Raw genomic sequence first — 4,536 nt, 5'->3', positions numbered from 1 at the left:
CCCATGCGAGAGTAGGGAACTGCCAGGCATCAAATCAAGCACGAGGCCATCCGCAAGGATGGCCTTTTTGCTTTGGGGCGAATTCCACAGACAAAGCCTGGTAGTTTAAACTCCCCAAGCCCCTCATCTGGATAGCACTGCCAGCGGCAATAGAAATTAATTACCGTTTTAGCCCCCTCGTCTGATTTAGCTCTTGTGTACTCTAAACAATCGATCTACCAGCCCTTGGATCAGGTAGACTATCTCAGATCACATTGAGATGAGTTTTAAGTCATGGTTAATACCCAAGTATCGTTGAAGTCCTGTAATACATTCCATATTGATGCTAAAGCACAAAACATCGTCAATGTTACTTCTGTTGAAGAGTTGCTCTCAGTCTGGCAAACGGCGACATCGATGCAACAGGATATTTTATTGATGGGGGAGGGCAGTAATATGCTTTTCCTCGAAAATTTTAACGGCACCGTTATTCTCAATCGTATAAAAGGAATTACCCATTCCGAGACGGCCAGTCACTGGTTGCTAGAGGTAGGTGCTGGAGAAAACTGGCACGAGCTGGTCTGCTACACGCTGGAGCAGGGCATAAACGGATTAGAGAACTTAGCGCTGATACCAGGGTGTGTAGGCTCAGCACCTATCCAGAATATCGGTGCTTATGGCATCGAATTGAAGCATATATGCCATTATGTGGACGTCATTAATCTCAACACAGGAGTAATGACACGCCTTAGCCAGGCAGAGTGCCAATTTGGTTACCGTGAAAGTATATTTAAGCATGAATACCGGACAGGCTATGCCATTACTGCTGTAGGCTTTATCTTGCCGAAAGCCTGGCAGCCGACATTAAGCTATGGTGACCTGAAGAATTTAAATGCGTCTACAGTGACAGCAAAAGAAGTCTTTGACGCAGTATGTCATATGCGCCGCAGTAAATTACCTGACCCCGCTATCACCGGAAACGCCGGCAGCTTCTTCAAAAATCCAGTTGTCTCACAGGAAATAGTAGAAGCCATCCAACGGGAATTTCCCGCGGTTCCTGCGTATCCTCAGCCAAATGGAGAGACTAAGCTGGCTGCCGGTTGGCTTATTGAACAGTGTGGCCTAAAAGGCTATGTTCAGGGTGATGCAGCCGTGCATAAGCAGCAGGCATTGGTTTTGATCAATCAGGGACACGCGTCGGGAGAAGAAGTGAGAGCGTTGGCTAAATATGTCCGTGATACCGTTGCGGCACGTTTTAATATCTGGTTGGAACCTGAAGTGCGCTTTATTGCGTCGCAGGGTGAAGTCAATGCTGTCGAGGCGCTCTCATGAAAGATCTGTCAATTCCATTACAACTCATCCGTATATTGTCAGATGGCGAGTTTCACTCAGGTGAGCAGTTAGGGAGTGAGTTGGGGATGAGCCGGGCTGCTGTAAATAAGCATATTCAGACTATCCGTGAGTGGGGCCTGGATATCTATACTATTCCCGGCAAAGGTTATAGCTTGCCGGCAGCCATACAGCTTCTGGTTAAAGAGAAGATAATAGAGAGCTTGCCGGAGGGCAATATCACCGTACTTTCCGTTATTGACTCTACAAACCAATATCTCCTGGATCGCATTAGTGAGCTGACGTCCGGAGAGGCGTGTGTTGCTGAGTACCAACATGCTGGGCGTGGCCGCCGTGGGAGACAGTGGGTTTCACCTTTTGGTGCTAACCTCTACTTATCCATGTTCTGGCGGCTGGAGCAGGGGCCCGCGGCTGCCATGGGGCTTAGTCTGGTGATCGGTATTGTCATGGCTGAAGTTTTACAGCAATTAGGCGCAGCTGATGTCAGGGTTAAATGGCCTAACGATCTCTACCTGCGCGACCGTAAATTGGCAGGGATATTGGTTGAGCTGACAGGAAAAACCGGTGATGCCGCTCAGCTGGTTATTGGTGCTGGTATCAACTTAGCCATGCGTGAATCCAATAGTCAGGCAATCAATCAGGGCTGGATTAACCTACAAGAAGCCGGTGTGGTAATTGACCGTAACCAGCTAACTGCAATGTTGCTTACACACCTCAGGCAAGCATTGCGAAAATTTGAAATAGAAGGCCTTGCTCCCTTTATTTCACGCTGGAACCAATTAGATAATTTTAAAGATCGCGAAGTGAAATTACTTATTGGTGAGCAGGAAATTTATGGTATAGCGCGCGGCATCGATGCCCAGGGCGGATTGTTGCTGGAGCGCGAAGGGGTCATCTCGCCTTTTATTGGCGGAGAGATTTCTTTGCGGGGAATTTAAAGATATCAGGTCAGGGGGCGCTCCCCCTGCCATTATTTTCTTAATCGGACCGATTCTACAGCATGGTTAGCGCTTTTTGTCATGATCAGGCTGGCCCGTTCACGCGTGGGTAATATATTTTCCTGCAAATTTAACCCATTAATTTCACGCCAGAGCTGCGTGGCAATATTAATCGCCTCGGGTTCGGAAAGTTTAGCGTAATTATGGAAGTATGAATTTGGATCAGAAAATGCGCCTTGCCTGAATTTCAGGAAACGGTTGATGTACCATCCCTGTAATAGCGTTTCAGGCGCATCGACATAGATAGAAAAATCAACAAAATCAGAAACAAACACCCGATGAGGATCGTGGGGGTAGTCCATGCCGCTTTGCAGGACATTTAACCCTTCCAGAATCAAAATATCAGGCTGTTCGATCGTTTTATTCCCATCCGGAATGATGTCATAAATCAAGTGTGAGTAAACCGGCGCAGTAACCTGTTGTGCGCCAGATTTAACTTCGGAAACAAAGCGCACAAGGTTATGCATGTCATAGGATTGAGGAAAACCCTTTTTTTTCATCAACCCCCGCTCCTGTAAAACTTTATTCGGATGGAGGAAGCCGTCGGTCGTAATCAGTTCAACAGTGCGATGCTCAGGCCAACGGCTCAATAGCGCCTGCAGTAAACGGGCCGTCGTGCTTTTACCGACAGCAACACTGCCAGCAATCCCAATAACATAGGGGATCTTCTGCCCATCAGTACCCAGGAACTGCTCAAGCACCGCCTGACGACGCAAATTGGAGCTGATGTAAAAATTGAGCAGGCGCGATAAAGGCAGATAAATCTGCGCCACTTCTTCTAAAGACAAATCTTCATTAATGCCTTTTAGCTTAACGATCTCTTCTTCGGTAAGGGTAAGAGGCACGGAATCACGTAAGGCGGCCCACTGCGTCCGGTTGAACTGGAGATAGGGCGTCGCCAGGGATTGGTCTTTCTTCGTCATAAGCTGCGTCTGCCTGTTAGCGCATGCCGGGAGGGGCGCCGTACGCCTACCCAGACAGTAAACAAGCTGACTATTATAAACAGCTTACTATTTCGCGTAGACAATTTTCTTACAAAGGCATGTTTTCTTTGAGACTTAGCTTGCAACATCTGACGATACCGGCAATCCGGTGAGGTTTAGGGTTAATGAAAGAGATGATCACTGTTCACCGCTGCAAACATAGATAAAGAAAGAGCAGGACAGTAAGCTGCTAAGCCTGACGTAGTGCGCAGCTGTGTGCTGTACCTGAGCGGCAAAGGGCAATTTGTCATGTGAACATTCACGGCACCTGACTTATTTGTATAGGCTTTTCAGCGTCATCGTTGATGTTTTTTTATTCTTTTTGAACGTTAAAAGAGTGATATGAGTAAAAAGTGAGCATAAGCGCACGAAAAACGATTTTTTAGTTGCATAGGTGCGGATGTCTCCCTAGAATGCGCTGCACTTGATGCCGGCTTAGCTCAGTTGGTAGAGCAACTGACTTGTAATCAGTAGGTCGCCAGTTCGATTCCGGCAGCCGGCACCAAATCAAGTATCCAGGTGGGGTTCCCGAGCGGCCAAAGGGAGCAGACTGTAAATCTGCCGTCACAGACTTCGAAGGTTCGAATCCTTCCCCCACCACCATATTCCCCCTAGCGCATGGCGATAGGGAAGCTTGAAATAACTCAATGTGATTTCAGGCGAAGCGGGAAGAGACCGAAACATACCAATCCTCTTCTGGCTTCAACAGTCTACAGAAAAATCAGGTAGCCGAGTTCCAGGATGCGGGCATCGTATAATGGCTATTACCTCAGCCTTCCAAGCTGATGATGTGGGTTCGATTCCCACTGCCCGCTCCAAGATGTGCTGATATAGCTCAGTTGGTAGAGCGCACCCTTGGTAAGGGTGAGGTCGGCAGTTCGAATCTGCCTATCAGCACCACTTCTTTTAATCTCGCCCCTGATTCTCTTTCTGTTGTGGATTCAGCAAGCAAATGCTTGGTTGATGTGGTGAAACCACCGATTTACTCGTGTATTAGAGGGACAATCGATGTCTAAAGAAAAATTTGAACGTAAAAAACCGCACGTTAACGTCGGTACTATCGGCCACGTTGACCACGGTAAAACAACGCTGACCGCTGCAATCACCAACGTACTGGCTAAGAAATTCGGTGGCCAGGCGCGTGCTTTCGACCAGATCGATAACGCACCGGAAGAAAAAGCACGTGGTATCACCATCAACACCTCTCACGTTGAGTACGATACCCC

4 protein-coding genes and 4 tRNA genes are annotated in these 4,536 nt (G+C 47.8%); 7 read left to right on the top strand and 1 reads right to left on the bottom strand.

The features are described 5' to 3' along the window. Positions 1 to 273: 273 nt before the first annotated feature. Both murB and birA read left to right on the top strand, forming a co-directional pair. Positions 274 to 1,311, top strand: coding sequence for a UDP-N-acetylmuramate dehydrogenase (murB, locus tag CYR32_RS21110; protein WP_101827037.1), 1,038 nt, complete (start codon positions 274 to 276; stop codon positions 1,309 to 1,311). Then, a complete protein-coding gene (birA, locus tag CYR32_RS21105; protein WP_101827036.1) occupies positions 1,308 to 2,267 on the top strand; it encodes a bifunctional biotin--[acetyl-CoA-carboxylase] ligase/biotin operon repressor BirA in 960 nt (319 codons plus the stop codon). The genes murB and birA overlap by 4 nt, the downstream gene beginning before the upstream one ends. Positions 2,268 to 2,299: 32 nt before the next feature. Here birA and coaA read toward each other — a convergent pair whose 3' ends face one another. Further along, entirely contained in the window at positions 2,300 to 3,250 is a 951-nt protein-coding gene (coaA, locus tag CYR32_RS21100) for a type I pantothenate kinase (RefSeq protein ID WP_101827035.1), read from the bottom strand. Positions 3,251 to 3,739: 489 nt separating this feature from the next. On the opposite strand from coaA, the gene CYR32_RS21095 reads away from it, so the two are divergent. From CYR32_RS21095 to CYR32_RS21075, 5 genes are all read left to right on the top strand, one after another. Then, positions 3,740 to 3,815: transfer RNA gene (locus CYR32_RS21095), tRNA-Thr, on the top strand. 13 nt (positions 3,816 to 3,828) lie between these two features. After that, positions 3,829 to 3,913: transfer RNA gene (locus CYR32_RS21090), tRNA-Tyr, on the top strand. Positions 3,914 to 4,053: 140 nt separating this feature from the next. Further along, a tRNA-Gly gene (locus CYR32_RS21085) sits at positions 4,054 to 4,128 on the top strand. Between the two features lie 6 nt (positions 4,129 to 4,134). Then, a tRNA-Thr gene (locus tag CYR32_RS21080) sits at positions 4,135 to 4,210 on the top strand. Between the two features lie 108 nt (positions 4,211 to 4,318). Then, positions 4,319 to 4,536, top strand: a 218-nt coding sequence (locus CYR32_RS21075) for a GTP-binding protein (protein WP_241523786.1), incomplete at its 3' end; no start/stop codon positions are given.

Source organism: Chimaeribacter coloradensis (genome assembly GCF_002858715.1).
In the GTDB taxonomy this organism is placed as follows: domain Bacteria; phylum Pseudomonadota; class Gammaproteobacteria; order Enterobacterales; family Enterobacteriaceae; genus Chimaeribacter; species Chimaeribacter coloradensis.
This window is presented reverse-complemented; position numbering and strand designations above follow the sequence as displayed.